At 34.2% G+C, this 24,874-nt stretch carries 30 protein-coding genes; 28 read left to right on the plus strand and 2 right to left on the minus strand.

Features of this window, described 5'->3' with window-relative positions; genetic code table 11:
- Positions 1–104 precede the first annotated feature (104 nt).
- From MKZ11_RS09020 to MKZ11_RS09050, 8 genes are all read left to right on the plus strand, one after another.
- Positions 105–503 (plus strand): hypothetical protein, encoded by a 399-nt coding sequence (locus tag MKZ11_RS09020; RefSeq protein WP_340793963.1) that lies wholly within the window; start codon positions 105–107, stop codon positions 501–503.
- 104 nt (positions 504–607) lie between these two features.
- Positions 608–1,111, plus strand: a complete 504-nt coding sequence (locus MKZ11_RS09025; protein ID WP_340793965.1) for an RNA polymerase sigma factor — start codon at positions 608–610, stop codon at positions 1,109–1,111.
- Positions 1,104–2,018 carry an anti sigma factor C-terminal domain-containing protein gene (locus MKZ11_RS09030; protein WP_340793967.1) on the plus strand — a complete coding sequence of 305 codons (915 nt, stop codon included), beginning with the start codon at positions 1,104–1,106 and terminating at the stop codon, positions 2,016–2,018. Before MKZ11_RS09025 ends, MKZ11_RS09030 begins: the two co-directional genes overlap by 8 nt.
- 226 nt (positions 2,019–2,244) lie before the next feature.
- Positions 2,245–2,565: a DUF4306 domain-containing protein gene (locus tag MKZ11_RS25055; protein ID WP_445327039.1), complete on the plus strand. Its 321-nt coding sequence runs from the start codon at positions 2,245–2,247 to the stop codon at positions 2,563–2,565.
- 506 nt (positions 2,566–3,071) lie between these two features.
- Positions 3,072–3,437: a DUF5412 family protein gene (locus MKZ11_RS09035; RefSeq protein ID WP_340793969.1), complete on the plus strand. Its 366-nt coding sequence runs from the start codon at positions 3,072–3,074 to the stop codon at positions 3,435–3,437.
- Positions 3,438–3,572: 135 nt separating this feature from the next.
- Positions 3,573–4,160: a histidine phosphatase family protein gene (locus MKZ11_RS09040; RefSeq protein ID WP_340793970.1), complete on the plus strand. Its 588-nt coding sequence runs from the start codon at positions 3,573–3,575 to the stop codon at positions 4,158–4,160.
- 250 nt (positions 4,161–4,410) lie between these two features.
- Entirely contained in the window at positions 4,411–4,560 is a 150-nt protein-coding gene (locus MKZ11_RS09045; RefSeq protein ID WP_340793973.1) for a hypothetical protein, read from the plus strand.
- Positions 4,561–5,217: 657 nt separating this feature from the next.
- Positions 5,218–6,243: a serine hydrolase domain-containing protein gene (locus MKZ11_RS09050; protein ID WP_340793975.1), complete on the plus strand. Its 1,026-nt coding sequence runs from the start codon at positions 5,218–5,220 to the stop codon at positions 6,241–6,243.
- A 462-nt stretch (positions 6,244–6,705) separates the two neighbouring features.
- Here MKZ11_RS09050 and MKZ11_RS09055 read toward each other — a convergent pair whose 3' ends face one another.
- On the minus strand, positions 6,706–7,134 hold the full coding sequence (locus tag MKZ11_RS09055; protein WP_340793977.1) for a hypothetical protein: 429 nt from the start codon (positions 7,132–7,134) through the stop codon (positions 6,706–6,708).
- A 230-nt stretch (positions 7,135–7,364) separates the two neighbouring features.
- On the opposite strand from MKZ11_RS09055, the gene MKZ11_RS09060 reads away from it, so the two are divergent.
- The 3 genes from MKZ11_RS09060 to MKZ11_RS09070 all read left to right on the plus strand — a co-directional run bounded on the left by MKZ11_RS09060 (position 7,365) and on the right by MKZ11_RS09070 (position 9,901).
- Entirely contained in the window at positions 7,365–7,568 is a 204-nt protein-coding gene (locus MKZ11_RS09060) for a hypothetical protein (RefSeq protein WP_340793979.1), read from the plus strand.
- Between the two features lie 636 nt (positions 7,569–8,204).
- Positions 8,205–8,444 (plus strand): hypothetical protein, encoded by a 240-nt coding sequence (locus MKZ11_RS09065; protein ID WP_340793980.1) that lies wholly within the window; start codon positions 8,205–8,207, stop codon positions 8,442–8,444.
- Positions 8,445–8,614: 170 nt separating this feature from the next.
- The gene (locus MKZ11_RS09070) at positions 8,615–9,901 is read left to right on the plus strand and encodes an acyl-CoA thioesterase/bile acid-CoA:amino acid N-acyltransferase family protein (protein ID WP_340793982.1); all 1,287 of its coding nucleotides are present in this window, start codon (positions 8,615–8,617) and stop codon (positions 9,899–9,901) included.
- A gap of 59 nt (positions 9,902–9,960) precedes the next feature.
- Here the strand turns inward: MKZ11_RS09070 and MKZ11_RS25060 are convergent, their stop codons facing one another.
- Positions 9,961–10,158, minus strand: coding sequence for a transposase (locus MKZ11_RS25060; RefSeq protein ID WP_445326987.1), 198 nt, complete (start codon positions 10,156–10,158; stop codon positions 9,961–9,963).
- Between the two features lie 254 nt (positions 10,159–10,412).
- Between MKZ11_RS25060 and MKZ11_RS09080 the strand changes: the two genes are divergently transcribed.
- The 17 genes from MKZ11_RS09080 (at position 10,413) to MKZ11_RS09160 (ending at position 24,642) form a co-directional block, all read left to right on the plus strand.
- Complete coding sequence (locus tag MKZ11_RS09080) at positions 10,413–10,598, plus strand: hypothetical protein (protein WP_340793984.1); 186 nt, start codon at positions 10,413–10,415, stop codon at positions 10,596–10,598.
- Between the two features lie 435 nt (positions 10,599–11,033).
- Complete coding sequence (locus tag MKZ11_RS09085; protein WP_340793987.1) at positions 11,034–11,348, plus strand: inner-membrane translocator; 315 nt, start codon at positions 11,034–11,036, stop codon at positions 11,346–11,348.
- Between the two features lie 80 nt (positions 11,349–11,428).
- Positions 11,429–12,088, plus strand: coding sequence for an HAD hydrolase-like protein (locus MKZ11_RS09090; RefSeq protein WP_340793989.1), 660 nt, complete (start codon positions 11,429–11,431; stop codon positions 12,086–12,088).
- A gap of 73 nt (positions 12,089–12,161) precedes the next feature.
- On the plus strand, positions 12,162–12,806 hold the full coding sequence (locus MKZ11_RS09095) for a uridine kinase family protein (protein ID WP_340793991.1): 645 nt from the start codon (positions 12,162–12,164) through the stop codon (positions 12,804–12,806).
- A 181-nt stretch (positions 12,807–12,987) separates the two neighbouring features.
- Positions 12,988–13,716: a class I SAM-dependent methyltransferase gene (locus MKZ11_RS09100; protein ID WP_340793993.1), complete on the plus strand. Its 729-nt coding sequence runs from the start codon at positions 12,988–12,990 to the stop codon at positions 13,714–13,716.
- A 257-nt stretch (positions 13,717–13,973) separates the two neighbouring features.
- Entirely contained in the window at positions 13,974–14,480 is a 507-nt protein-coding gene (locus tag MKZ11_RS09105; RefSeq protein ID WP_445327040.1) for a GNAT family N-acetyltransferase, read from the plus strand.
- A gap of 121 nt (positions 14,481–14,601) precedes the next feature.
- A complete protein-coding gene (locus MKZ11_RS09110) occupies positions 14,602–15,483 on the plus strand; it encodes an ABC transporter ATP-binding protein (protein WP_340793997.1) in 882 nt (293 codons plus the stop codon).
- Positions 15,484–15,504: 21 nt separating this feature from the next.
- On the plus strand, positions 15,505–16,215 hold the full coding sequence (locus tag MKZ11_RS09115; RefSeq protein ID WP_340793999.1) for an ABC transporter permease: 711 nt from the start codon (positions 15,505–15,507) through the stop codon (positions 16,213–16,215).
- A gap of 222 nt (positions 16,216–16,437) precedes the next feature.
- On the plus strand, positions 16,438–16,650 hold the full coding sequence (locus MKZ11_RS09120) for a hypothetical protein (RefSeq protein ID WP_340794001.1): 213 nt from the start codon (positions 16,438–16,440) through the stop codon (positions 16,648–16,650).
- A 271-nt stretch (positions 16,651–16,921) separates the two neighbouring features.
- Positions 16,922–17,329: a hypothetical protein gene (locus tag MKZ11_RS09125; protein WP_340794002.1), complete on the plus strand. Its 408-nt coding sequence runs from the start codon at positions 16,922–16,924 to the stop codon at positions 17,327–17,329.
- A 202-nt stretch (positions 17,330–17,531) separates the two neighbouring features.
- Positions 17,532–18,386, plus strand: a complete 855-nt coding sequence (locus MKZ11_RS09130; protein WP_340794004.1) for an AAA family ATPase — start codon at positions 17,532–17,534, stop codon at positions 18,384–18,386.
- Positions 18,387–18,592: 206 nt separating this feature from the next.
- Positions 18,593–19,063: a YrvL family regulatory protein gene (locus tag MKZ11_RS09135; RefSeq protein WP_340794006.1), complete on the plus strand. Its 471-nt coding sequence runs from the start codon at positions 18,593–18,595 to the stop codon at positions 19,061–19,063.
- A gap of 115 nt (positions 19,064–19,178) precedes the next feature.
- On the plus strand, positions 19,179–19,619 hold the full coding sequence (locus tag MKZ11_RS09140) for an NUDIX hydrolase (protein WP_340794008.1): 441 nt from the start codon (positions 19,179–19,181) through the stop codon (positions 19,617–19,619).
- Between the two features lie 87 nt (positions 19,620–19,706).
- Complete coding sequence (locus MKZ11_RS09145; protein WP_340794010.1) at positions 19,707–21,581, plus strand: serine hydrolase; 1,875 nt, start codon at positions 19,707–19,709, stop codon at positions 21,579–21,581.
- Positions 21,582–22,788: 1,207 nt separating this feature from the next.
- Complete coding sequence (locus MKZ11_RS09150) at positions 22,789–23,229, plus strand: hypothetical protein (protein WP_340794012.1); 441 nt, start codon at positions 22,789–22,791, stop codon at positions 23,227–23,229.
- 255 nt (positions 23,230–23,484) lie between these two features.
- Positions 23,485–23,955, plus strand: coding sequence for a hypothetical protein (locus tag MKZ11_RS09155; protein ID WP_340794014.1), 471 nt, complete (start codon positions 23,485–23,487; stop codon positions 23,953–23,955).
- A gap of 123 nt (positions 23,956–24,078) precedes the next feature.
- A complete protein-coding gene (locus MKZ11_RS09160; RefSeq protein ID WP_340794016.1) occupies positions 24,079–24,642 on the plus strand; it encodes a hypothetical protein in 564 nt (187 codons plus the stop codon).
- Positions 24,643–24,874 lie beyond the last annotated feature (232 nt).

Below are 24,874 nucleotides of genomic sequence, written 5' to 3' on the forward strand. Positions count from 1 at the left end.
GTTTAACTTATGTTCAACATCCGGACCAGAATGTATAATTCCTATCGAATTTGTAGGGAGAATTAAATATCGAAATTGTTGAATAATACTTAAGGAGTGTATATATGAATAAATCATATGTAATTTTTTTGCTGTTTCTTACAATATTCCTAACTGGATGTAGTGAGGATAATAGTAAGGCTTGGGAGCCATATAGTCCTTTAAATACTTCATCTTTAATGAAACAATATGCAGTTCAAGATAATTACGCACAGTTTAAATCCTTAGTACAAGAAGGATACGATGAAGATAGTATAAATGAGATATATGATACTGTGAGAAGCACTGTAACTAATAGTGCAGAAATAAACAGTTTTACTTTAGTCACTTTTGATAATGGTAAAACGTTGCTTGTACACTTAACGCCTGTTACGTCTGAAGAGGGGGAAGTGTTAATTCAAGATGTTATTGAAATTCCAATTGAAATGGCATCGTATATAAAGGAGGAGTTAAATAAAAAGTAAAGTTGTTCTTGTACTTGGATTAGCTTAATAGCTAATCTTTTTTTTATTGATATAAGGTGTTTACCTTTTTGAACGTCAATCGTTATCTAAGTAGGAGGGGGATTATGGATGAAGAATTAGGGCTTTATTTAGAAAGGAAATTAAAAGGCGTCTATTATGTCTTACTAAAAATGGGAGCAAAAAAAGAAGATGCCGAAGATATTTTACAGGAGACGGCATATCGTTTTGTCCAGCTATTAGATGGTGTTGATGAAAGGTATATAGATGCATGGCTTTATCGAGTAGCTATCAATTTATTTTATGATGGCTTGAAGAAACAGAAGACAATGGATCGTTATCTAGCGCTTTTTAAAACTGAAGATTTACTTAATTTATATACTCCCGAGCAATCCCTGATTGATGGAGAGTTTGTAAAACAAATGAAAATAGCCATGTCCAAACTAAGACCAAAAGATACTGAACTTCTGCTTTTGAAGTATAGTGCAGAATTTTCATTAAAAGACATGGCTCATTTATTAGAAACAACAGATAAATCAATAAAAACTCAGTTGGCAAGGGCAAAAAAACGATTACGAAAAATGATTGAGGAGGATACTTATTATGAGTGAAAAATCTATTTTTGATTCAAAGGATACATATCAACCAACTATAAAAAAAGCAAAGAAAAAGTCTTTGAAACGGACAATTTGGGTTTCAATAGCTGTGACATTAACTACAGTAATAGTAGGAGTAGTTATTTTTTTAGCAGCGCATCTTTACATGCAAAAAACGATGACCAATTATTATAATTTGCAAGTGAGTAAATCAATGGTACGTGGAGCAAATATTACTTTAGATAATGGTGGAGCAAGCAGCTATGGTATTGAATCGGCGATTACACAAGATCAATATAGAAAAAACATTGACGGCATTCCGTATACTTGGTATAACGAACAAACTCTTTATAAAATTTATGACAAACCGACTACATTACTTGACACAAGAATAACATCATTTGATGGTGAGCAATATTATCGGAATGGTCAACGAGTGATGAACTTCTTATATCCTCGAATGAAAAGTTCAAATGATGACATTGCCCTGATATCCTCGCTAGATAGTAAAGATAAAATCGAAGTAGCGATTTCTTTCAAAGAAGAACTACCTGTAGATAAGATGTTGGAATTTTTCCCAACAGCACAGTGGGCTTGGGTTGTTGATCCGATGAATAGAGATTCATTCGACAGCTCGTTAAAGGAAATAGGTTCTGATTATGTTAGCTATGTTATTAGCGAATATGCTTATGGTTTTTCAATTCAGCCAGAAAGCGCAATTGAACAAAACGTGAAAGAATTTAAACAAGGATTGCAAAGATTATCCGAAAAACAAAATAACGAAGAGCGATTGTTAGAAAAAATACAAGGTGAGCTACAAGTGGGAGGAATTGTAATAACAGGTACTGTGGAAGAAATATTACCAATGATGGAACAAGAACAAGTTAATTATGTAAGTGTTGGTGTTATTATTCCTCAATAATGAAGGAGAGTAAGTAAGAAATATGTACTGTTGTTCAACTAACGGGTGCTTTACTTGAACAACAGTAATGCTTTTCTTACTTTGTTACAAATATCACCTTCAACAATCTAACTTTCATTTTAAATAAGAGGTGACGAAATTGTCTTTTAAGATTATTATCCAATTTGGTTTGGCTTCAATACTTTTAATACTTTCTACTGGGGCTACCTGGTAAGAAGTCAGCACAATATTAGAGAAACCTTGGGAATGGAAACATACTGCAATCTTTTCTCAGATGGCGAACGGACAAGTAGAAAACCTAAATGGTATTTTACCAATTGACCATTTTGTATATGCAGCAAAATTTGCACCTAGGTTTCCTTTACTTATGTTACTAAGTGCAACGTATCTCATAATCCTTGGAGGATATATTCTACTCAAACGTAAGGATAGGACATTTTCATATTTCCTATCTGGTGTTGGCGTTTTGTTTTTGGTGTTAAGTGGTTTCGTATCAAAATCTTCAACTACTGGTTTGAAATTTTTTTTGTTAGTTTTCTGCTATTAGGAATATTAGCAGTAGCTATTGCACTGCATAGATTTTTTAATAATAAGACTGGACTTACTTCTTCTTGATCTAACGTTTGCTGTATAGTGCAAAATGAAAGTACATAGTATTGCAACCAAACTTGGCGTTGCAATTTTACATGGAGTGGTATGTATGATTGCCTTCGCATGCAAAGCCAGCCATTGATACAGCTGGCTTCTTGGCTTGGTACTCATGCCCGCAGAGGATCCGTGTCAAGTTGCAACATTGTGTAGTTGCAATTGCAATCTTCTGTATTACGTTTTTGCGAAATACAGGTGCTTTACTTAAAGATCATTGAGATGCTTAGAGGGCTCTTTTTTCTTGTTCAACTAAAGGGGCGGGTTAGTCAAATTCAAAATATTATAAACCTAATTAATTAAAATTAAGGGAAAATTTGAACCTTTTAGCGCTCATTACGTCTTTAAAATAAAATCATTCATATGAAATTACAAATATGAACGATTTTATGGAGAGGATTGTGAAAAATGAGTAAGTTAATTAAAATTTCATTATTGTTTTTTGCGGTCATTATTATGTTGCGCATATTATTTTTGTATCAAGTATTAAACCCAACGCTAAGTAATATTCAAGTGAATGCGAAAAATGAAGAAGGTATTTATACTTCGCCAGATGGGGAGAAAAGTATAACGGTTTATTTTAACGGAGGACTAATATTCCATAACGACGTAACATATGTGGGGGTGTTAGAAGATTCTATCTCAGGTCTGAAAAAGAATGTTTTTCTAGTGATGCCAAATGTTAATGAAGTTCGATGGATAAATAATGGAACAATTGTAGTTAATGGTACAAAAATTGCTATTGATGATACCTATGACTTTAGGAATGAATAAATTAAATGAATTTAAATTATTTAGAACATTCTGGAAGGTCGAATAATGAATAGATAATTCTAATTCAACTGCCGGGTGCTTTAGTAAAACAGGGCTGTCGGTAAATAAGCGATACACTTTTAGGGGGAATATATTATGAGTACATTTGTTTATATGGTGAGACACGGTGAGTCGCCAAAAGAAGGAAATGAAAGAACCAGAGGGTTAACCGAAAAAGGTTATTTAGATGCTCAACGAGTAACTGACATAATGAAAGATGAAGAAGTTGATATAGTTGTTTCAAGTCCATACGTACGCTCAATTTTAACTGTTGAAGAGTTAGCTCAACAAATAGGGAAAAAAGTTTTAGTGTTCGAAGATTTAAAAGAGAAGTTATTTTCTTCTGAAGACAATCGTGTATCTGATAAGCAATTGGTTCAACTTTTGGAGAAGTCATTTTTTGAATCAAATTTCTCTTTAGAGGGAGGAGAATCAAATGTTAATTGCCAAAAAAGAGCTATAAAAGTCTTAAAAGAACTATTAGATACTTTTAGAGATAAACAAGTAGTGGTAGGTACTCATGGGGCAGTTATGACTTTAATGATGGGATATTTCGATAGCACTTATGATTTGAATTTTTTACATAGCACATCAAAACCTGATATTTATAGAATGGAATTCAATAAACAGGAATTAGTGAATGTTCAAAGACTATGGGATGTAAATATTGGTGTTAACCAATAAATTTTATTTGTTATTGAACTAACGGGTGCGTTACTTCAATTGAGGGTTAAGCATCCTTATCTTGTTCAACTAAAGGGGCGGGTTAGTTGAACAAGAAAAATACATAAATAAATATTTTGGAAACTGCCACCTTTTATATATAGACTCATATAAAAGGTGACAGTAGGTATTTAGATGAAACGTTTTATATATTATTTTGTTTGGGTTCTATTTAATTGGTTTCTTCTGTTATTTAGGTAGCAAATATTATATGAGTTTAAAATCCGTTGCCCAAGAAACGCTTGATAATAAACTATTCTTCATTTACAGTCTCGTGTTTCCTGTCATTATTGGGATGCTATTAAAGCTACCTGTATTGGCCAAGGACATTAAGCAACAGGAAAAATGGACATTTGATTGATTGAAATTGTTAGCAATTGGTATCCCACCTTTTTTATCGTAACTTCTCCAGTTTGGATTTAACTTATTTGGACTTATACCCCATTTGGTGAACATTCAATATTTGAAGATTTTTTAAGAATAACAATTAGAACTCCACTCAAGACGGCAGTGGGAATAGTGCTTGGATACTGCTTGTTAGATATCCTGAAAAAATAAAACATTTTAATAATCAGTTATGCTTGTCTAGAAGACTGATCTTAAACTAAAGGGTGCTTTAGTTTAAGAAGAATAGGACTTGCGTGGATGATTGATTTTCATATTTGCAAGTCCTTTTGTTATGCCTTCATACGTAAACAGGAACTCACCTGTTACTTCAGAGATAGCTCTAGAACTTCATTCTCAATGCTTATAAGCTCGGTAAATGCTTCTAAGAGCTTGTTACGGTTGTCATGGATGATGCGTGTGTATGCTTTACCTCAAAGTTGAGGTGATAGACACTGGCGTTTCGCCTGCCGTAACAGTCAATCATTTCCGTTACTGATTCGGAACTTCACTACACCAATTTTTGTAAATGTGTTACACTGTGCCAATAGACCGATTACTCAGTTATTCAACAAACAAAGAAGTTTTGTTGAAGAAGAATACAGATTTATATGCCAACAATGGAGGGGATATAATGAAAACCAATATTTTAAAGCGTATTACCAAAGCCCAAGAAAAAGTTGAATTCTCTGGAGGCATTCTTGTTAAGGGAAACAATGATATTTTAACAGAATTAAGCTACGGTTATGCAAACCGTTCTGAGCAAATTGAAAATAGCACAGATACAAGATTTGGTATTGCGTCAGGTTGTAAATTGTTTACATCCATAGCAATCTGTCAGCTTGTGGAAGCTGGAAAACTTTCTTTTGAATCGAAATTAGAAGATTGTCTTGATGTAGACTTCCTGAATTTTGCTAAAGGTATAACGATTCATCATCTTTTAACGCATACGTCAGGAATTCCTGATTATTTTGATGAAGAAATTATGGACGAATTTGAGGAATTGTGGGTTAAGAATCCGATGTATCTTATAAGAAACTTAGAAGACTTCTTACCTCTATTCCAAAACCAGCCAATGAAATTCAAAGTTGGGGAAAGATTTCATTATAACAATGCAGGATACATTTTACTTGGTTTGATTGTAGAGGAAGTAAGTCAAATTGAATTTTCTGAGTATGTAGAGGAGCATATCTTTAAAAAAGCGGATATGAGTGACGCAGGCTATTTTGAATTTGATTCCCTACCCAGACATACAGCACTCGGTTATATTGACCTTCCAAATGGTAAATGGAAAACAAATATTTACTCATTGCCTGTAAAGGGTGGTTCAGATGGTGGGGCCTTTGTAACAGTGAACGATATGGGGAATTTATGGGATTCTCTATTGAATAACCAATTACTTAATGAAGAACACACAAATAAGTTACTAACTCCATATGTTCGAACGAATAACAAAAATGGCTTTTATGGTTATGGTGTATGGATTGAGAAAAAGGATGATGAGATTTTCAAATTTCATATAATGGGTTATGATCCTGGCGTCAGTTTCCATTCTGCTTTTTATCCCAAAACTGCAATTAAAACAGTAATATGTTCAAACAAATCCAAAGGTGCATTCGATATTATGAAAGAAATTGAAGAAGAAATTCAAAAAAATTGAGTTAGTGAAATAATGTTCTTAAAGTAAAGGGTGCTTAAGTGAAGATTGGGCTGCCTTTCATGGCGGCTTTTTCCTATTGAGTAGTGAAGTGAACTACTTCCGTCAACTGGCGGTATGTTAACTTGTTGTGTATGGGCTATACAAGCCTGTTCAGCGATCGAAGCGCTGTTTTTACAATTAGATCTTATGTAGCTAGTCCTTTTCCATCTCCAATTAACATGGGCAGGTTAGTGAAAGAAGGGAGTAGAGGTTTTATGTCGTATTTGACACAAACTGTGAAGTAAAAAAAGCCCTCTATTTTTCAGAGGACTTAAAATCAGCAAGTGATGTTTTATAATTTGCTAAGGTTTTACATATTTGGTTGTTTCTATAATGTTATCTTGCATTTTTTGAGCAACCCCATTTGAGCATTCAAGAAGTTTATTATTCTCAATTCTTCTGACCAAATGCCTAACAAGAAAACTAATCTTTTTCAACTGTATATCTAACTTGTTTAAAGGTAATTATATCCCCATTTTCAGTATCATCTGTAGTTTGCAAAAGTTGAACTTTTGGCTTGTACCCCGTTTTATGAGCATCTTTGATGCCCTTAATGTTAAGTTCGTAGGATTCATCATTCTTTATTTTTTGTTCAAATACTTTTTCATTGGCAACAAAAATAAAGGTCACTTTATTTTCATCAATTCCCTCAGTCATAAAATCTAATTGATTATCTTTTGTTGTAATTGTTGGTGTTAATAATTCAATACTTCCGTTTCCGGTTTCTTGTTTAAAAGCAACTTCATAATCAGCTCTATCACTTGAATCTAAAGAATTTTCTATTATCCCTGAACATCCGGATAAAGTGATACCAGCAAATAGAATAAAACTTAATCCAATTATTTTTTTCATAAGTTGACCCCCTTTAAATTATACCGTGATATGGAAAAAATAAGCAATGTATATATGCATTTTGATATATGTAACATAATCTCCTTTAATTTATATGTTTATTATATAATTCTAAAATCTATAAATACACGGACCTCATGCCTATTTTTGAATCGGTCTAGAGGATGAGATTCACGTCCATTTATGTATTTCAATTGTTATCGTACAAAAAGTTACAGAACGACAGGAGAATGAACTTAGAAATCAAAGAAGCGCAAAAAGTCATTCATGCAGAGTTAGCATGGGCGAATTGGACAGATGAACAACAAGAAGCTATGAGAACAGCTTTGGTAGAAATGGATAAACAATTGCCGAAGAAGGTTACTGAACTTGAAGGTGACGGGGGTTTTTGCACACAATGCCATATGCATAACCAATGTGTTATATCACTGTAATAGGTGTGGTCAGTCATTAAGTTGGTAAGGACACAGTACGACCATAATTTGAAATAGGAGAGCGCTTGTTCAATTATCGGGTGCATTTCTATAATAAGTTGAGACGCTTTTTCACTAAAGGGGTAGTTTAGCCAATCTTGAAATAGAGTATCAATACAGAACCTTTCCTGTTAAAATTTGGGTGAGGTGGAAACCATGAAAACTAAAAAATTACCGCTTGTAATAATCCTTATTTCCTTAGTCGTTGGTGCGCTAGGCTACTTCCTATTTATGAAATTATTCATTCCAAATATGATGTAATGATTATCCTAAGATGTAATCTTTATTTTTTGTCCGCAGTAGTTCCTACTGCGGAATAGTATTTATTAAACTAACGGGTGCGTTTCTACAATAGGTGGAGACGCTTTTTCGATAACGAGCAGTTTATTCTTATTGAAAAATGAAGTTAACTACTTCTGTGAACTGGCGTTATGTTAGCTTGATGTGTATGGACTATACAAGCTGGTTCAGTGATCAAATTCCTTGTTGAACTAACGGGGCGGTTTACTTGAAGAAAGAATCTGTTCTTTAATAAAAGTTTATTGGAACTTTAGGTTTAAATATTTATATAAATTGAATTAATGGGGGATAGGTACATTGAGTAAAAATGCGAAATTACTTTATTGTATATTGGGAAGTGCTGTACTTGCTTTAATAAATAGTTCTATGTTTAGTTACGCTAAACTTGGAATGTTCCCAGGTGGTTATGGAGGAAATATATTTGGAGAATTGTTAGTTCTAATTACAAATATATTGTCTTTGCTCGGGTTTATATTTTTAATATTATTTTCTCTAATCCTAATAATAAATAATATTAATTTAAATGGAAAAAAATAGCTTACAATCGAATCTTTAACTAACAGAACAGGTTAGTAGTTGAAGAGTATTGTTTAACTTGTGTTCAACAATTGGGCCATATTGTTGAAAATCGAGTCATTCCAATTTTTAATAATTAAGTATTCAATGATAATAGAGCAAGGCACAATTTATATAAGGAGGGCAAAGCAATGAAACCATCATTCCATGTTACTCAGAGCAGTTCCTTAATAGACACATCACTAGAACTCCATGTCACCAATCTTCTACCATGTGAGGTTGTAACGATAAAAGCCGAAATGTGCGACAACCTTGGCACCAATTGGGAATCGGTTGCGGAATTTAAGTCTGATAGTGAGGGGCAAATTAATTTAGCAACTGCGCAGCCTGAATCAGGAACTTATTTTACTCCTGATGTAATGGGACTTTTTTGGTCAATGTCTCCTGTATCGAATGATAAACCAAAGAATAGGACTCCCTTAAAACCATTAGAAACAAAGCTAATTCTAATGAGGGAGCAAGAAGTCTTGACAGTTACTTCTGTTATTCGTGATGTAGTTTCCCCTAAAGTAGATAGATTTCCTATATGTGAACAAGGACTGGTTGGAACATTCTTTTGCCATTCCAATAGCGGGCCATTGCCTACCATCATTGTATTAGGAGGATCTGAAGGAGGATTGCGAGAGAATAATGCAGCATTGTTGGCTTCACATGGATTTAATACATTAGCTTTGGCGTATTTTGGTATTGGAGACTTACCAAAAGAGCTAGTAAATATCCCCTTGGATTATATCGAAAAAGCAATAGGTTGGCTAAACAATAATCCAAATGCGGATATTACAAAACTAGGCGTATTCGGAACTTCTAAAGGCGGTGAACTAGCACTATTAAGCGCCTCAGTGTTCCCGATAATCAAGGCAGTTGTAGGTTATGTAGCTAGTGGCGTTGTTTACCCAGGAATCGGTCAATCAGCACTGCGAGTATCTTCATGGCAATTCAAGGGGGAATCGTTACCGTTTGCTTGTGGTGATGTACCAAAAGGGATTACTAGGAAATTTAATCAGGCGCTACATTCAGGAGAACCGATATCTTGGCGGGAAACCTATCAATATTGGGCAGAAGGCGAGAAACAGGCTGAGATTGCAGTCGAAAATATTCAAGGTCCTATTCTTTTGATTTCAGGAGGCGATGACCAGTTATGGCCAGCTGATTTGTTGTCTGAAAAAGTGATAACCCGATTGAGAGAACACAGCCATCCTTATTACTATGAACATATCAATTTCCCTAAGTCAGGACACTCTTTTGTGGCTCCTGGATTCCCAACCACACAATCTGTCGTATCTCCTTTTGGGAACGGAATGAAATTGTTACTTGGAGGAAATCCGAAAGATAACTCAAAGGCGCAATTTGATGCGTGGCAAAGATTGAAGGTTTTCTTTAATAAATACCTAACCACTAGCTCAGATAAATCTATCTAAGTTCAACAATCGGATTAGCCGATTTATTACGCAATACGGGAAATGTGCCATTACAGGAATTAAATTAGGAAGAAACAATTGTCACTGTCATCATAAAGCGCTGTTCCACCTAAAACAAGATGAATCATATTATAAATCGTTACTTCAGATACACCATACTCGCGGCTGAGATCACTCACAGAAGTACCAGATCTGTAGAGGTCAACAATTGTTTGTTTAAATTCTTGGTTATAACGTTTTTGTTTCATCCCAGACATGTCCTCTCTATTTTAGGATAGAGACTTAACTAACTTGTATCCATAAATCTATACTAGCTCTGCTATTGGAAAATTATCTTTATTACATATATTGTTATTACTTGATTTTATAGTGACTAAGTTTAATGGAGATATATACCATGTTATCAATACTATACGATTGAATATGGATCGTAGAGTTCAAGGAGGATCAGCTGCAAACTTAGTTCCTTTATAACAAATAATTTAATTGAAGAATAAGAAAGGAGTTTATTATGAACCTGTTAAAATTAAACACTCGACAATCAATATTTGCAAGTGTTTTTATGGTTATAATAGTTATTATTTCTAGTTATCTAACACCATGGAATATAAATAAAGTATTATATATTGCACCTATTGCTGTTGTAAGTTCTTTTGTCGGTAGTTTAATTGCTAAAAAATCATTAAAGACAAATTGAAGTAAAAAAAGTTTTTTGCAAGCAAATGCTTTAATTCAACAAACAGCTAAAAGGATCTTCCAGTCGAAGTTCCCCTTTTCAATGCTTACAATAAGCGTCTCTGTTCTTCTTAAACTGACGGACAGGTTAATGTTCACAAATGGAAACATGAAAGATTCCTTTTTGAGGGGGGGAAGTTGATGAAACGCATTTTTTTACTTATCCTAGCTTTAATGGTTGTTTTACTATTGATGTATTTCTCAACTACTGCAATCCCTTCACCTTAATCTAATTCAACTAACGGGTAGCTTTAATCGAACAACAGGGGCTTCTTAGGGAGCTATTTTTTCTTATTGAACTAATGGGGCAGGTTAGGAAAACAATCGGGTCATTTAATGGAATAATCTCAATCGGAATGGAACTTTAGTGGTGAAATTAGATTGTGGGGGGGCAGTGATGGAAAATTTTATTTTGACACTATTTATCTTACTCATAATATCGCTTAATATTGGTTTTTTTATGTTGTTTAAAAAAGGAAAACTAAATCTTATGGTATCAGGTATCATTATGATGATACTTGCTCCAGTTATTGGTTTTTCTAGTGGAGCATTATTTCTTCATTTTTATGATTGGAGTTCAGGGGGAACTGGAGAAGGTGCTGGCTACGGTGGAGCATTTTTAGGGCTTACAACGTTAGCGAATGGAATTCTTCTTCTGGCGATTGGCCTGATAAGGACGATTTTTCTAGCATTTCGTACAAAACAAAATTGAATATCTTCTTTTTCAATTAAAGTGCGCATTTCTGGAACAAAGATTGCGCCTATTAAATAAGGAGATAAGGGGGTAAAGTAATGTCGCAGTCATTAATCTTTGATATGGATGGAACACTATTTCAAACGGATAAAATTTTAGAATTATCACTTGAGGATACTTTTAATCATTTACGATTATTAAATAAATGGGATACAGGAACACCAATTGATAAATACCGTCAAATTATGGGTGTGCCTTTACCAATGGTATGGGAAACTTTGCTGCCTAATCATTCGAATGAAGTAAGGGAACAAACTGATGCTTATTTTCTAGATAGATTAATTGAAAATATAAGAAGTGGGAAAGGTGCTTTATATCCTAATGTAAATGAAGTTTTCAGTTATTTGAAAGAGAATAATTGTTCAATTTACATAGCAAGTAATGGTTTAACGGAATATTTAAAGGCAATCGTAAGTTATTATAATTTGGATAATTGGGTTACTGAAACATTTAGTATCCAACAAATTGAATCGCTGAATAAATCAGACTTAGTTCGGAGTATTATAAAAAAATATGATATTGTCAATGGAGCAGTAGTTGGAGACCGGTTATCTGATATTAATGCAGCAAAAGATAATGGTTTAGTTTCAATAGGATGTAATTTTGATTTTGCACAAGAAGAAGAACTTTCTCAGGCTGATATTGTAATAGATGATTTAATTGAATTAAAAACAATATTACCCAAATTAAATCTGTAGCTATTCTGTTCTTCAATTAGTGGGAGCGATTGTTGGACAAAGTTGTTCCAGAATAATTTCAAGGGAGAGAATCATGGACAGGATCTTAGATGAGATAGCCAATTGGATAAACAATACAGATCAAAAAGTGATGATTGGAATTTCAGGTCATGGTGCTTCTGGAAAGACAACATTTGCAAATAAACTTGTAAAGCTTCTGGAACAAAAAGACATTAATTTTATTAATACTGACCCATATATTATTGGCTCAAATCTGAGGAAGTACACTGTATTAGATTACGAATATAACAACGAAGAACATCATTATAAAATGACAGCATGCCATCCTACTGCTCATAATTTGTCTGCTTTAGAGAGAGACATCAACATGATTAGGGATGGTTTAGATTTTTATACAATTGGCACGCATTATAGGGAGAGCACGCTAATTTCTTCCCAAAACAAAGTGAATATTGTAGAGGGCATGAGTATTGCATTTATAAATCCAATGTTATTTGATTTGACGATTTATTTATATACTGATGGAGAAACCGAGTTAAATAGAAGAGGAATTCGAGACGTTTCTGAAAGAGGAATAGATATTCATTATTTAAGACAATCTCATGAAGAGCGTAGAATTCAATATGATTTATTCATGCATCCCTATCATCGGAATTTTGATGTTGTATTAAAAAATTCTAATGAAGAGTTTTTTCTGGAAAAAGATGATCTTAAATAATAACTTGGTTTTTTAGAAAATGTCTTTAATAGTTACAATTCAATAAATGGGTGCTTTTCTTGAGTGAAATTCAGCGCTCCTTCTTCATATAAGGGCCAATTAACGATATAAGAGCACGGCTTTTTTTTAAGAGATACCTATTATTAAGGGTATATATCAACAATCGGAAGGAGGGCATTAAATGAGTAACACTACAAAGGACATTTATAATAAGTTAGCTAATACATATCAAAACGATGTGGATGAGGGGAGTCCATACAACGCTTTTTATGAACGACCAGCTATGATAGCTGCTTTGCCTCCCCAATTAAAAGGAAAAAAGGTGCTTGATGCCGGTTGTTCTGCTGGATGGTATTCTTCTCAATTATTGCAGCAAGGTGCAGAAGTTACTGGTATAGACGTAAGCCCCGAAATGGTAAAAGCGGCGAAGCACCGTTTAGGGGAAAAAGCGACATTCCTTTGTCATGATCTTCGAGAAACTCTTCCATTTAGGGATGATTCCTTTGATGTGATTGTAAGCTCACTTACACTTCATTATCTAAAGGATTGGAGTTATACATTTCAAGAATTCAACCGCATTCTAAAAGCAGGCGGAACCTTTTTATTTTCAGTTCATCACCCATTTATGGACTATACAAGACACGATTGTGAAGACTACTTTAACACCCAATTCTTATCAGAAACCTGGAACAAACCTGCTATTACAATTGAAGTCAGCTTTTACAGAAGGCCTATGCAAAGCATCGTAAATGAAACCACTAACTTTTTCAATATAGCTAAGCTGATTGAACCCCAACCGTCAGAAAAGCTGAAAGAAGTGAATGGAAAATCGTATCACTATCTTATGACCAGCCCTCATTTCCTTATAGTAAAAGCTACGTCAAAAAAGTTTATGGAAATCAAGAGTTGAGTTAAGTCAGGCAAAGAATAGAGCACTGTCTTGATAACAGTATCCAACCATTTTGTGTAGAGTTTTAGATCCTATGGAAATTAGTAATAACGGTATTGCTTACTAAAATTACGCAGTTAGTTGAACAAGACGATTACGATGATCTTCCACAATCGGGCCATATTGTTGGAGAGAGATTCGAATATCAATATTTTTTTGGGGGGATACGATTGTTAAAGGTATCATTAGTTCCACATAATAAAATCTATGCAAAATCAATGTCATCACTTTCGTCAGAACCACAAGTGAAAGAGGCATTGGGACTTACCAATGACCAAACTTCACTTGAAGGAACTATTGATTTTATTGAGTTTATTTTGGAACAAGAAAGACTAGGAAAGCAATATTCAAGAGTCATCCTTGACGAAAACGGAAATTTAATGGGGGTAATAACACTAAAAGACATTGATGACATCTATAGCACTTGTCATATTGGTACTTGGATAGGGCATCACTATTGGGGGAAAGGTTATAACGCATTAGCCAAATCAGAAATTCTATATATCGCCTTTACAGTATTGGATTTAGAATATGTATTTGCAGGGGCAAAATTATCAAATATCCGTTCTCAAAAGGCTCAGGAAAACCTGCCTTATATTAGAATTGGTGTACAGTCAGAGTTTCCAGAGGAACATAGGAAATTAGAATCGCAAGTGAATTCACCCTGCATTTTAAATGTAATAGAGAGAGAAATGTTTTTGAAGTGGTATCCAGACAACAAATAATTACTTTCACACAATCGGACTGCCCGAAAGGATACCATATAAAGCAAACGGGCCAGTTTATGGTATAACACCGTTAAAGAAAATTGGATATCTATTATAAGTTCTAAAAGGATGTGTAAAAATGGACACAATCTTAGAATTGCAGAATGTAACCAAATCATTCAAAAACAAACTCGTCCTGGAGAGGGTGTCCCTCTCGATTCCATCGAACCAGGTTACGGCTATCATCGGAAAAAATGGGTCGGGGAAAAGTACCTTATTGAAAATAATTGGCGGATTAACGAAGCCGGATAGCGGGCAAGTCCTTTTGCGGAACGGAGAGTCTGTCAGGATTGGATACGTACCTGAGGTGATCCCTGCGGTGATTCCCTTTACGCCGGTGGAGTATTTGACACATATGGGAACAATTCGGGGGCTACCAAAGGAGTGGCTGCAGCAGCGAATTAACACCTTGCTGGAAATGTTTCATATGGAAGACGACGGAAACACTCGGATCGTTCATTTTTCAAAAGGGATGAAACAAAAGGTAATGATCATGCAGGCGATGCTGGAGGAAACAGATCTTCTAATCATGGACGAGCCGATTTCGGGCCTCGACCCAAAAGCACAAACCGAATTGGAAGACTTATTAATACTCATGAAGGAGAGAAAGATTAGCGTCATTTTAACCTGTCACGAGACCAAGCTATTGGAAAAGGTCGTGGACCAAATACTTGCCATTCATCAAGGTCAAATCACCCAGACGAGTAGCCAACAAGCACAAGTAAAGTTCATGAACAGGCTTGTGTTTGAACTGTCGAACACTGTATCAATCGGTCCGTTAAGGGACAAAGTGATCATCCAGAAGGAGACGGAAATCGGTTCGGGAAGAAGGGTGATCGAGTTGAATGTCAGACAAGAACAAACGAATAAAGTTGTAAAAGAATTTCTAGATTTAGGGGCTTCGATCAAGCTTTTAGCGCCTTTACATAATAAAGAAACGGAATTTTTCCAACAGTTTTAAAAGAGGAGGTGAAACGTAATAATGAAGGGTTTGATTCACTACCAATTTGCTACATATATTCGAACACATAAGTACGTCCCCCCGGTTTCAGTCTTTATCATGATGCTCGTTATCAATTACACCTACACGCCTAATCCAATTCTGGACAGCTACTCGTTTACTTCGCTCATGCTGTTTTTTTTGATGGGCTGGGTCACGATCACTATCCTACACGCAGAGGATGAGGGGCAAAAACAAATAACAATTATGCACGCCAAAAATAAAGGAACGTATTACCTAAGCCTCGTGCTAAATTGTGCCTTGTCCGGGCTGATTCTGAGCATTGTAGCTGTGGCGTATCCTGTCGTTATTCATGCGTTTAAGCCTGAGTTACATAGTGTACATATTGTGATTGGGCTTTTGGCTCATTTTAGTCTTGCCATCCTTTCAATTGCGCTATCCTTGTTTTTCACTAGGGAACTCGTAAAAAGCAATGTCAACTCCTGGTGGGGCGTTATCAGTATTCTGATTGTTTCCTTGGTTATAGCAGTATTGAAAGCGGATATTTTAAAATTTAAGCTATTAACCTGGATTCTACCACCTTTGCATTACTCTTTGGAAATTATGAGTGTGGGCGATCAGATTACCTCCATTCCGGCAGAGGTTTTTGCGCAGTTTACCTGGATCCTTGTCTACAGCATTGTATTGATTGTATTTTTTATAGCCACCGTCCAAACAAAGTGGATACGTTAAATTGGGAATGGCGATAGAAATTAGAAAAATGATCTTGCTTTAATAAAGAGGGGAAATACTCGGTATATTGGACACAAGCATATTAAAGTATATTTCATTTGTGATTCCAGAATAAGAGCCAGATAGTCGATGAAAAAAGGGAATTGGACGGCTCATATTGAAAGTTAAAGTTATGCAAGTAGAGAGGAAGGAAATATACATTTGGGGAACGGGGAGATTTTAATGTTTACTGTTAAAACGCGAACAGTTAAAGGGTATAAGGGGTTCGATATTCCTTTTAAAATGCTGGGCAAAAGTGAAGGTTCCAAAAACTTGGCAATAATTCTACCAGGTGCGGGATATACCACACAGGCACCACTTCTTCATTACTCAACAGGGGTGTTTTTACATTTTTTGGTAGGTTTTACTGCAAATCGGGCGCAATTGTGGATTTAATCTTCTTTACTCGATTCAGCTGCCTCAAAGGCAATCATATTAAACAGACAGTCCATTAGCTGAATAGTAAGGGGGGGATATATGTTGAATCTATCGACCATTTTAAGCGCAATAGCAAGTGGATTACTCATTTAAATGCTGCTTTTAAAAATATACTTCTAACTATAATTGTATTACTTCTCTTCCATTTAAAGATTTTCTTTGACATTCCAAGGACGATCTTGCGAAATAATTTCTTGAATCATAGGGAAGGAAAGGGATGCATTTCAATATGACAACAAACTATAAAGAGACGTTTGACCGCTTTTCTTTCTACTTTTTAGCAATTTTAATTACTCCCATACTCTTTGGAGTTTTATTAGCAATTTATTCAATTTTATCTTTCCAAGATTCTTGGAGTTTTGGTCCAACCGTCTTGGTAGTGGCGCTTTATTCGTTTCCGTTCTTTGCTTTTGGGGCATTTCCTGTTTCATTGTACCTCGATTTTTCTGCCCGAACCAAAAACTATCCGAATTGGGTAAAAGTACTTTTATATGCAGGTTTCGGTGGCTTGGCGGGTCTTGTTGGGAGCGTTGTTCTATATGATCTGTTTTCAATAATCTTCATGTTCATTTTCGGTATGGTTGGTGGTGGCATTCATTTTTCCGTATTGGTACTAATAAAAAAGTTTATCAAGTAGCAGCTCTTCTTGCGCTTTATCAGGACATCCTTTTTGATGGCATAGTTTCTAAACCTCCACAGTCAGGCTCAATTCCGAAATAAAAGGGAAGATGTTCGTCAAGCGTTTCCAAACGATCGAATTGCGTCTTGGATTACGAAAATGGATCATATTGCGGAAGATTATAATTAGAAAAAAATAAACTAAACGAGGGGAGAGAATTATGGTTTACTTACATGGTTTTTCATTTCCAAATGAGGGAATGGAGTTTGACTTTATCATGAAAATAAAAAGAACGTGCTATGACTCGTTTTATCCATTTAAAATTTTATCGAAAAATGATTTTGAGACGATTGTTTTTGAGCCAGTGACGATTCTATATGGCGGAAATGGTTCAGGAAAAAGTACTGCATTAAACGTGATTGCAGAAAAAATAGGAATCAAACGTGATTCTATCTATAATAAATCTAATTTCTATCCTGATTATGTAAATATGTGTGAGATGCAGCTTAAAGCAGACATTCCAAAAAATAGCAGAATTATTACTAGTGATGATGTATTTGACTATATGTTGAATATCCGGAACCTCAACGAGGGAATTGACCAAAAACGGGAAGAAATTTTTGAAGAATATTTGGATGCGAAGTATTCCCATTTTCAAATGAAATCTATGGCAGATTATGATCAGTTAAAAAAAGTTAACACAGCCAGAAGTAAAACACAATCTCGTTTTGTGAGAAATGAATTGATAGATAATGTGAGGGAATATTCGAATGGAGAAAGTGCATTCCTGTATTTCACTGAAAAAATTGCAGATAATGGACTTTATATTTTGGATGAGCCGGAAAACAGTCTTTCTCCAAAACGCCAGATGGAACTCGTGAAATTTATTGAAGACTCTGCCCGTTTTTTTGGCTGTCAGTTTATTATATCAACACATTCTCCATTTCTGTTATCCATGAAAGAAGCAAAAATTTATAATCTTGATGAAAACCCTGTTAAGGTGCGACGCTGGACTGAATTAGAAAACGTCCGTACATACTATGAATTTTTCGAAAAACATAAAAACATGTTTTGAGATTGTAAGGATTATAGCAATAAATGAGTTCCCACATCATTGAATATTGATTTTGGTAGGTTTTACTGCAAATCGGGCGCGATTATTGATTAGATTACCATAGGTGATGGGACAGTCTTAAATGTAATCATATATATTGTTTGGTGATGCTTAGTAAGGTAAATGAAGATCGTGAAAGAATGGACTTAAGCAAACGAACAGGATAGTTGGGAGGTACGGCTAATATAAATAAAATTAAAACAATAGTAATTTGTACGTCTATCGTGCTTATCATTTTGCTTAGTATTACTTTTTTTGAATATTTATTTTTAAGATTACTCGGGTTTCAATATAATTCAATGGGTGCTTTAGTATTTTTCTTTGTTATGTATGTATTCCTTGAAATACCTCTCTCATTCATTACAAATGCGATACCAAAATCTTTGAAATCTGTCGGTATCATTCAATCAAGTAAGGGATGGTTATCATTTTTTTTGAATACGGGTCTTACTTTTGCGTTGATTCAATTACTCGATACCTTCATGGTTAATATTACGATTACTTGGCAAGGTTCACTCATATTTGCATTGATTTCTGGACTTATCGGTTTGAAATTAAAAGAGAAAGATGAAGAACCCCCGATAATTGATAGCGAAGAATTTAAGGATATAGGAAATAGATTTAATTTTAAGAAATAAGCTATCTAAGGCCAGGCTTGTGAAAAGTTACACTTAAGGAACGGGAGCTTTCGTTAAACAAGTAGGTGCTTATAAAGGTAGCTTTTTCTAAATGAACTAACGAGGGGGAGATATTATGTTTATTGTTAATGTAGAAGGTGCAATTTACAAAAATGAAAAATGGTTGTTAATCAGACGGAGTGAAAAAGAAGAACACGCTGGAGGTCTACTGTCTCTTGTAGGAGGAAAAGTAGAAGAAGAAGGAACCTCATCAGACATTTTAGAAAGGACACTAAAAAGAGAAATCACTGAAGAAGTAGGTATAGAGGTTTCAAATCTTCGGTATGTTAATAGCTCATCATTCGTTACTGATTCAGGCATAAATGTGGTTGACATTGTTTTTCTTTGCGACCATGAATCAGGCGAAGCATTTGCTAAGAGTCCTGATGAAGTTGACGACGTTATTTGGATGACTACCCAGCAAATTCTAAGTAATTCTAATTTACCTATTTATTTAAAGGAAAATATTAAACTTGCTGAAAAACTGATAAACAATAATAAAGTAGCTATTTCGTAGTAAGCTTGTTCAACTAACCTCCCGTTAATTGAACAAGTTAAATGAAATTAAATATGCTAATAGATACTTATTATAAGGGAGTGCGGAATGAATAAAAATTTTACTGTTTTATTGATACTAGCTTTATCTATGTTTTTCACCGAAACAATTTATGCTAATGAACTTACAACACCATCTGGAATTTCATTATCCGATGTAGAACTTTTCGTAGACGATTATGTAAATGAATATATTGGTGAAACAACTGCGGGTGCGAGCATTGTTATTTTGAAAGATAATAAAGTTGTTTTATCAAAAGGATATGGTTATGGGGATATTGAAAACCAAATTAAAATAAATCCGAATACTGCTGTTTTTGAATGGGGTTCAGTTAGTAAATTGTTTGTATGGGTGTCGGTCATGCAATTAGTCGAACAAGGAAAAATCGATTTAGATGAAGATATAAACAGCTATTTACCACAAGGATTTTTAACAAAATTAACATATGATGACCCGATCACTATGTTGGATTTGATGAATCACACTGCAGGATTTGAGGAAAATATTTTTGACACGGGATATGCTACCGAATCCCCTGTGAAATCTTTAGAAGAAGGATTGAAAATTGCTGAGCCAAACCAAGTATATCGTCCAGGTAAAGTCGTTGCTTATTCTAATTATTCAACTTCTCTAGCTGCATATATAGTTCAATTAATTACAGAACAAGACTTTAATGAATATGTTGATGAACATATATTTCAAAAGTTAGGTATTCTAGATTCAACTGCATATTTGTCTTTAGGGAGAAATGAGCAGATAACAAAAAACAAAGTAAATGGATATGAGCTTATTGAAAAAGGAAGTTTCAAACTATCGACACCCTACTATATGTCCATGTATCCTAGCGGTGGAATAAATGGAACAGCTCAAGATTTAGCTAAGTTTGCAATGGCACTTATGCCACAATCCGATAATGAAAACGTTTTGTTTGAGGATGAAAATACGCTAGTTACAATGCTTTCGCAAAGTTATGCTATTAATAAAAATGTCCCTGGTATCGCACATGGTTTTTGGGAGTATGATGGAAAGTTTAAAGGATTAACACATGGTGGAAATACAGTTTCCTTTTCAAGTAATTTTCATATCGTCCCTGAAGAAAACTTTGCAGTAATAATAGTAACGAATCAAGCTTCAGAGTATGATATTTCCTATGGACTGACGAAGGAATTGGTTGGAGAAAAAGAGATAGATGAAGGGAAATTGGCGGACTTACCAAACTCACAAATAACAGAAGGAAAGTATCTAACTACTCGCAGAATGAAAAATGGATTCTTAAATTTGTATTACTATTTACAACCGCTTACAGTGAAATCACCAAATGCGAATGAAATTGAAGTAAGTTTGGCAGGTATGAAAGCTAATTACGTCCAAACATCTCCAAATGTTTATAAAATGACAAATGGTAGTACTATGTTTATTCCTACAAATGTTCTTTACTTTTCTATAAAGGATGGTGAAGTTAAACAAATTTCTACATCGATTTCAGATTACCTCCCTTTCGATAAAAGTATATCTTGGTTATCAATAAGTGCAATATTATTCATTTATTGCTTAGTATACTTTAGTGCTGCCCCATTCGTTTTAATTGTAATCAGTATTTTGAATTGGAGAAGAAAAAAGCCTTCTATAAAAATAAAGAAATGGGTTTACCTATTAAATATTGTTGGTACAGCATTTATCGTAAATATTATTTTATTAGCAATTAGGATGTTGAGTAATAGTGATCGAGGATATTTTGAAGTATTCCCACATATAGTTGCTAATTATGTTTTAACTATTGTAAGTCTGGTTTTTATTATTTTTATTCTAGTTAATTGGAAAAAGGCAACTTTAACGAAATTCCAGAGGGCTATTTATTTTCTATCGATTGTTACTATTGTTATATTAATCTTTTTACTTATAACATGGCAGTTTTATTCTTAAGTAATGCCCAGAATTAATTATAGCGTCACTTTTTTTAACTGCGTGAAGAATTTCACTTAAACTAACGGGTACTTTAAGTTAAACAAGTAGCCGCTTGTAAAGATAGCTTTTTCTAAATGAACTAACGAGGGGGGCATTTAGAAATGAATTTTGATTAATTCAAACCAGGCGATTTACTTAATATTGGAACTTCTATTAGTGTCAAACGTAATAAGGCAAAGGGACAATTTAGTTAAAAACAAAAGGGGTGAGGTATATGAGTGACCGATTTGAACTAAGTTTAAAAAACAAGGTAGTTAGAATGTGGTTGATTATTATGGTGCCAACTTTGATAGCAGAAATATTAATAATGCAATTTACTGGAATTCGAGTATTCACCTTAATACCTTGGGTAATCTTTTTTATTTGGCTTTATTTTTATAAGAGGAAACAGAAGAAAGAGCATTCCATTACCTAGTGGTTTTATTCTAAAAGGATTGGTTAGTTCCTGTTCCTTTTAAAAACTGAAGTGTACATTTTCGAATTATAAAAATACAATATGAGATTATTTTTCATTTGTTACTGATTCAGGCGAAGCATTTGCTAAGAGTCCTGAAGAAGTTGACGACGTTATTTAGATGACTACCCAGAAAATTCCAAGTAATTCTAATTCACCTATTTATTTGAAGAGAAATATTAAACGTGCTGAAAAACTGGTAAACAATAATCCAGTAGTTATTTCGTAGTAAGTATATTTCGAGGGTCTCAATTGTTCAAATAACATAGGCTTGAGTAAAAGATTTTGGGGCTTCTTAGGTAGCTCTTTTTTTCTTGTTGAAGTAACGGCACAGTTTAGTTCAATAAGAATAAGTGTAATTGTACACTCAAGGGGAGTCGAATAGATTGAAGTCAGTTTTTTTGTTTCTTTTTGTTTTAATTGGTTCGTGGTGGATACTGTCGGCAATTACGAGGGAGTATGAAATAGTAAATATATTAAATTTGCTAATTTTCTATCTTGCGGTCAAAATAGCTATCCGTCAGAGTAAAGAAATGAATTAGTCCTTTATATCATGAGTAACAGACTAGTATTGAATTATTGGTGAAGTTTCGGCAATGTGTAATGGGGTTGCCAGCGGTAACTCTTTTACTTATTGAACTAACGGTGCAGGTTAGTTCAATACGTTCATTGCGAAATTGTATTGTAATTTAGAAGAAGGAGGTGAGGGATTTGAGATATCGCAAAAGAATATCTTTTGCCATAATAGTTCCACTCTTGCTCATTATTACCTTGGAGACAGTGAATTTGATATTGTATAATAACGTCATGAGTATGTCTTTACCAGTCGCTGTTATAATTAGCACTGTCATTGGAATAAGGAATGCAAAAAAAATGAGTTTATATATTTACATTGCATCAATAGTTCTGATTAGTATCGCCGTGTATCTTGTTTTACCTGGGTTTACGGTTGCTGAGTCAGAAAAAAACATTCAAAAGGAATTATCTGAAGTTGTTACGCTGGAGTTGTTAAAAAATACCCCAATTTATACGGAAGAATTTGATGTTTTCACACCAAAATGGTTTTATACATATCGAGTAACAGAATCAAACGATATTGAATATATACTTATATTTAACCCAAAAACTGGAGAGTTTTTAAAAAGAAGTTAGCATAATTACTCGACTTGTTCTTTAAGCTAACGGGTGCTTTAGTTGAAGAGCTGGCTCTCTTTACAGGGCAGCTTATTCTTATTGCGTAATGGAGTTAACTACTTCCGTGGATCGGTGTTATGTCAGTCTCGTATGCATGGCGTATACAAATTCGTTCAGTGATCGAATCCCTTCTTCAACTAACGAGGCAGGTTTGTTTAACAAGGGGATTGGGTTTTTGTGGTACGGAGGTATTTAAAGGGGCTGATTTAATTAATGAATAATGATTTTATATCAAAGGTTAAAAAAATTTTAGCATTTTTATTAATTGCAAGTATTTTTGTATGTGTTTCATATCTTCTTGTGTACGAAGTTTCATTTTTACCAAATGGATATGATATTGAAGCTGTACAAAAAGATAATGTATCACTAAAATCATTCAATTTCTTAGGGGTTGAAAAAGATAAAATAACTCTTTCCTTTTCTGGAAATGACACTTGGATAATTGATGAAATTAAAAATGCAGTAAAGAAACAAAAGGGAGAATTATTTCTGTTGTTTTCTGCGGTTACTGTATCAATATTTTTGTTAGGTTATAAGGTTCGTAACGGTTTGAAATTATGGAAAGCAATCTTAGAAAGTAATATTACTTTTGCTGTTTTGTTTCCACTACTTCTTGTTATGAACTCATTGAATAGGATATTTGACTTAATCTCCTATTACTCAACTAACGGTTCCTTTACTTGAAGATTATTAAGCTGGTAGTACGGCTCTTTTTCTTATTAAACTAAAGCGGCAGGTTAGTTGAACAGGGTATGACTGTAACTGAACAGGATAAACTAAACCTAAATATAATTTAGGATGATGAAAATGGATAAAAGTAAACCTCTTCTATTGGTTTTATTTAGTATACTAATTTGTGGGTTTTATTATGGAACAGTAAATGCAAAAACGAACGATCCTCCTCCTTTCTTTGAGGAAGAAATTATTAAAGGCAAACAACTTACTCCTTTAGAAAGCCAGTTAATGTCTTTTATGACTGGTTTGATGGTCACCGAACCAAAACAAGCTGTTGAATTGTGGCTATTTGGCGTAAATGGTCGAAGTGGTGCTGTTCAATATGCGATGTTGTCCCCTTCGCTTCGAAAACAATCAAGGAGTAAATTTGAGCAAACTCACTGGATAACAGGTCAGTCAAGCCCTTCGGTTAGTAATTTTCGTTTTACCAAAGTAGAAAAGCTTAGCGAATCCAAAATGCGGTTTACCGTTAAATACGATTTATGGGCATCATATGGAGATTTTGATAGTGGGCAGAAGATTATAATCGTGGAAAAAAATTTAGAACCATTTAGAGAATATTGGTTTCTTTCATCAATAACAACGAAATATAATCAATGGGAAGCATTTACCCTAGCCGAGACAGTTTTAAAATAGAGCATTGCAGTTAACAATCCAACAAAAAACGCTGTTGATAATTTTACAATAGCGTTTTTCACTGTGAAATTAGAGCAGAAATTATATGACTTTTCTTATGTTTGCACTTCAAAATGGAACCCGTTAATATACATCTTGGATTTCTCTTTTTGATAAACAATCAAATAAAGGGGCAGTATAGTTAAAGAAGGAACTTAAGAATAATTGTAAAACCTAAAATTAAAAGACAGAC

The organism is Sporosarcina sp. FSL K6-1508, from assembly GCF_038007465.1.
Classification (GTDB): Bacteria; Bacillota; Bacilli; order Bacillales_A; family Planococcaceae; genus Sporosarcina; species Sporosarcina psychrophila_B.

Bases quoted from the DNA above. Each gene is read 5' to 3' on its own strand.
- MKZ11_RS09125 (WP_340794002.1), top strand. From the start codon at position 16,922: ATGACAACAAACTATAAAGAGACGTTTGACCGCTTTTCTTTCTACTTT.
- MKZ11_RS09070 (WP_340793982.1), top strand. From the start codon at position 8,615: ATGAAACCATCATTCCATGTTACTCAGAGCAGTTCCTTAATAGACACA.
- MKZ11_RS09080 (WP_340793984.1), top strand. From the start codon at position 10,413: ATGAACCTGTTAAAATTAAACACTCGACAATCAATATTTGCAAGTGTT.
- MKZ11_RS09035 (WP_340793969.1), top strand. From the start codon at position 3,072: ATGAGTAAGTTAATTAAAATTTCATTATTGTTTTTTGCGGTCATTATT.
- MKZ11_RS09110 (WP_340793997.1), top strand. From the start codon at position 14,602: ATGGACACAATCTTAGAATTGCAGAATGTAACCAAATCATTCAAAAAC.
- MKZ11_RS09085 (WP_340793987.1), top strand. From the start codon at position 11,034: ATGGAAAATTTTATTTTGACACTATTTATCTTACTCATAATATCGCTT.
- MKZ11_RS09160 (WP_340794016.1), top strand. From the start codon at position 24,079: ATGGATAAAAGTAAACCTCTTCTATTGGTTTTATTTAGTATACTAATT.
- MKZ11_RS09040 (WP_340793970.1), top strand. From the start codon at position 3,573: ATGAGTACATTTGTTTATATGGTGAGACACGGTGAGTCGCCAAAAGAA.
- MKZ11_RS09115 (WP_340793999.1), top strand. From the start codon at position 15,505: ATGAAGGGTTTGATTCACTACCAATTTGCTACATATATTCGAACACAT.
- MKZ11_RS09120 (WP_340794001.1), top strand. From the start codon at position 16,438: ATGTTTACTGTTAAAACGCGAACAGTTAAAGGGTATAAGGGGTTCGAT.
- MKZ11_RS09100 (WP_340793993.1), top strand. From the start codon at position 12,988: ATGAGTAACACTACAAAGGACATTTATAATAAGTTAGCTAATACATAT.
- MKZ11_RS09090 (WP_340793989.1), top strand. From the start codon at position 11,429: ATGTCGCAGTCATTAATCTTTGATATGGATGGAACACTATTTCAAACG.
- MKZ11_RS09045 (WP_340793973.1), top strand. From the start codon at position 4,411: ATGAGTTTAAAATCCGTTGCCCAAGAAACGCTTGATAATAAACTATTC.
- MKZ11_RS09130 (WP_340794004.1), top strand. From the start codon at position 17,532: ATGGTTTACTTACATGGTTTTTCATTTCCAAATGAGGGAATGGAGTTT.
- MKZ11_RS09030 (WP_340793967.1), top strand. From the start codon at position 1,104: ATGAGTGAAAAATCTATTTTTGATTCAAAGGATACATATCAACCAACT.
- MKZ11_RS09050 (WP_340793975.1), top strand. From the start codon at position 5,218: ATGAAAACCAATATTTTAAAGCGTATTACCAAAGCCCAAGAAAAAGTT.
- MKZ11_RS09020 (WP_340793963.1), top strand. From the start codon at position 105: ATGAATAAATCATATGTAATTTTTTTGCTGTTTCTTACAATATTCCTA.
- MKZ11_RS09055 (WP_340793977.1), bottom strand. From the start codon at position 7,134: ATGAAAAAAATAATTGGATTAAGTTTTATTCTATTTGCTGGTATCACT.
- MKZ11_RS09155 (WP_340794014.1), top strand. From the start codon at position 23,485: ATGAATAATGATTTTATATCAAAGGTTAAAAAAATTTTAGCATTTTTA.
- MKZ11_RS09140 (WP_340794008.1), top strand. From the start codon at position 19,179: ATGTTTATTGTTAATGTAGAAGGTGCAATTTACAAAAATGAAAAATGG.
- MKZ11_RS09145 (WP_340794010.1), top strand. From the start codon at position 19,707: ATGAATAAAAATTTTACTGTTTTATTGATACTAGCTTTATCTATGTTT.
- MKZ11_RS09105 (WP_445327040.1), top strand. From the start codon at position 13,974: ATGTCATCACTTTCGTCAGAACCACAAGTGAAAGAGGCATTGGGACTT.
- MKZ11_RS09095 (WP_340793991.1), top strand. From the start codon at position 12,162: ATGGACAGGATCTTAGATGAGATAGCCAATTGGATAAACAATACAGAT.
- MKZ11_RS09025 (WP_340793965.1), top strand. From the start codon at position 608: ATGGATGAAGAATTAGGGCTTTATTTAGAAAGGAAATTAAAAGGCGTC.
- MKZ11_RS09060 (WP_340793979.1), top strand. From the start codon at position 7,365: ATGAACTTAGAAATCAAAGAAGCGCAAAAAGTCATTCATGCAGAGTTA.
- MKZ11_RS25060 (WP_445326987.1), bottom strand. From the start codon at position 10,158: ATGTCTGGGATGAAACAAAAACGTTATAACCAAGAATTTAAACAAACA.